The following is a 3,419-nucleotide window of genomic DNA, read 5'->3' on the forward strand; positions in this document are numbered from 1 at the left end:
AAAATTTGTCCGGCGGCGTCCTACTCTCCCACACTCTCTCGGGTGCAGTACCATCGGCGCTGGAGGGCTTAGCTTCCGGGTTCGGAATGGGACCGGGCGTTTCCCCTCCGCTATGGCCGCCGTAACACTATGAACCTGTCAACCACCGCACACCCCACCCGTCACGGTTGGGGGTGCGTTCTGGTATTGGTTCAGAATCACACAGTGGATGCGTTGACTTACAAAGCTTTCATGGTTGAGGTCAAGTCCTCGGCCTATTAGTACCGGTCAGCTCAAACCTGTTACCAGGCTTCCACTTCCGGCCTATCAACCCAGTGGTCTAACTGGGGGCCTTAACCCTCAAGGGGTGGGATACCTCATCTCGAAGCGAGCTTCCCGCTTAGATGCTTTCAGCGGTTATCCCTTCCGAACGTAGCCAACCAGCCGTGCTCTTGGCAGAACAACTGGCACACCAGAGGTTCGTCCGTCCCGGTCCTCTCGTACTAGGGACAGCCCTTCTCAAGTATCCTACGCGCGCGGCGGATAGGGACCGAACTGTCTCACGACGTTCTAAACCCAGCTCGCGTACCGCTTTAATGGGCGAACAGCCCAACCCTTGGGACCTACTCCAGCCCCAGGATGCGACGAGCCGACATCGAGGTGCCAAACCATCCCGTCGATATGGACTCTTGGGGAAGATCAGCCTGTTATCCCCGGGGTACCTTTTATCCGTTGAGCGACACCGCTTCCACCTGCCAGTGCCGGATCACTAGTCCCGACTTTCGTCCCTGCTCGACCTGTCAGTCTCACAGTCAAGCCCCCTTGTGCACTTGCACTCAACACCTGATTGCCAACCAGGCTGAGGGAACCTTTGGGCGCCTCCGTTACATTTTAGGAGGCAACCGCCCCAGTTAAACTACCCACCAGACACTGTCCCTGAACCGGATCACGGTCCGAAGTTAGATACCCAAATCCAACAGAGTGGTATTTCAAGCTTGCCTCCACAACCACTGGCGTGGCCGCTTCACAGGCTCCCACCTATCCTACACAATCGAATTCGAGTACCAATGTCAAGCTATAGTGAAGGTCCCGGGGTCTTTCCGTCCTGCCGCGCGTAACGAGCATCTTTACTCGTAGTGCAATTTCGCCGGGCCTGTGGTTGAGACAGTGGGGAAGTCGTTACGCCATTCGTGCAGGTCGGAACTTACCCGACAAGGAATTTCGCTACCTTAGGATGGTTATAGTTACCACCGCCGTTTACTGGCGCTTAAGTTCTCCGCTTCGCCCTCACGGACTAACAGGTCCCCTTAACGTTCCAGCACCGGGCAGGCGTCAGTCCATATACATCGTCTTACGACTTAGCATGGACCTGTGTTTTTAGTAAACAGTCGCTTCCCCCTGGTCTCTGCGGCCACCAACCGCTCCACCAGCATGTGGTCTCACCATCGGTGGCCCCCCTTCTCCCGAAGTTACGGGGGCAATTTGCCGAGTTCCTTAACCACAGTTCGCCCGATCGCCTCGGTATTCTCTACCTGACCACCTGTGTCGGTTTGGGGTACGGGCCGCTCGAAACTCGCTAGAGGCTTTTCTCGGCAGCATGGGATCACTGACTTCGCCTGAAACGGCTCCGCTTCACGTCTCACCCTCATGCAGTACGGATTTGCCTATACTGCGGGCTACACGCTTGCCCCGGCACAACCACCGGCCGGGTCCAGCTACCCTCCTGCGTCACCCCATCGCTTGCCTACTACCCCACAAGTTCCCAACATCCGTTCCTCCACCCGAAGGCTTCAGAACATCCGGAGGTTAGTACATGAAGGTTCAGCATGGACGCTTCTACGCGGGTACGGGAATATCAACCCGTTATCCATCGACTACGCCTCTCGGCCTCGCCTTAGGCCCCGACTCACCCAGGGCGGATTAGCCTGGCCCTGGAACCCTTGGTCATCCGGCGGCAGGGTTTCTCACCCTGCTTTCGCTACTCATGCCTGCATTCTCACTCGCGTCACCTCCACGGCTGGATCACTCCGCCGCTTCACCGGTGACACGACGCTCCCCTACCCATCCACACACCTGGACCTCCGAACACGTCATCGGCCGGGTTATCATGTGAATGCCACAGCTTCGGCGGTGTGCTTGAGCCCCGCTACATTGTCGGCGCGGAACCACTTGACCAGTGAGCTATTACGCACTCTTTCAAGGGTGGCTGCTTCTAAGCCAACCTCCTGGTTGTCTATGCGACCCCACATCCTTTACCACTTAGCACACGCTTAGGGGCCTTAGCTGGTGATCTGGGCTGTTTCCCTCTCGACTACGAAGCTTATCCCCCGCAGTCTCACTGCCACGCTCTCACTTACCGGCATTCGGAGTTTAGTTGACTTCAGTAAGCTTGTAGGCCCCCTAGGCCATCCAGTGCTCTACCTCCGGCAAGAAACACGTGACGCTGCACCTAAATGCATTTCGGGGAGAACCAGCTATCACGGAGTTTGATTGGCCTTTCACCCCTAACCACAGGTCATCCCCCAACTTTTCAACGTTGGTGGGTTCGGCCCTCCACGCGGTCTTACCCGCGCTTCAGCCTGCCCATGGCTAGATCACTCCGCTTCGGGTCTAGGACACGCGACTGAACGCCCTGTTCAGACTCGCTTTCGCTACGGCTCCCCCACACGGGTTAACCTCGCCACGTATCACTAACTCGCAGGCTCATTCTTCAAAAGGCACGCCGTCACCCCCACCACAAAGTGGCAGGACGCTCCGACGGATTGTAGGCGCACGGTTTCAGGTACTATTTCACTCCCCTCCCGGGGTACTTTTCACCTTTCCCTCACGGTACTCGTCCGCTATCGGTCACCAGGGAGTATTTAGGCTTACCAGGTGGTCCTGGCAGATTCACGGCAGATTACAGGAGTCCGCCGCTACTCGGGAACACATCAACACAGATCCAGGACTTTCACCTACCGGACTCTCACCGTCTACGGTGCCGCTTTCCAGCGAACTTCGACTAACCCTGAATTTTCTGACTGTGCAGTCACATGGCAGCATGACCAAGACACGTCCCACAACCCCGCAAACGCAACCCCTGCCAGGTATCACACGTCCACGGTTTAGCCTCTTCCGCTTTCGCTCGCCACTACTCACGGAATCACTGTTGTTTTCTCTTCCTGCGGGTACTGAGATGTTTCACTTCCCCGCGTTCCCTCTACCCGCCCTATGTGTTCAGGCGGGAGTGACACCACATGACTGGTGCCGGGTTCCCCCATTCGGACACCCTGGGATCACAGCTCGGTTGACAGCTCCCCCAGGCCTATCGCGGCCTCCCACGTCCTTCATCGGCTCCTGGTGCCAAGGCATCCACCGTACGCCCTCAGCAACTTGACCACAAAAAAGCTTTAAAGATGCTCGCATCCACTGTGCAATTCTCAACCAACACCAAACCCGAC

General features: G+C 57.1%; 2 rRNA genes. Both read right to left on the reverse strand.

Annotated elements, in window-relative coordinates:
- Positions 1-7: 7 nt before the first annotated feature.
- Positions 8-124: ribosomal RNA gene (rrf, locus tag ABZS58_RS50945) — 5S ribosomal RNA — on the reverse strand.
- Between the two features lie 113 nt (positions 125-237).
- A 23S ribosomal RNA gene (locus ABZS58_RS50950) occupies positions 238-3,357 on the reverse strand.
- Positions 3,358-3,419: the final 62 nt, after the last annotated feature.

Source organism: Dactylosporangium sp. NPDC005555 (assembly GCF_040605635.1).
Taxonomy (GTDB): domain Bacteria; phylum Actinomycetota; class Actinomycetes; order Mycobacteriales; family Micromonosporaceae; genus Dactylosporangium.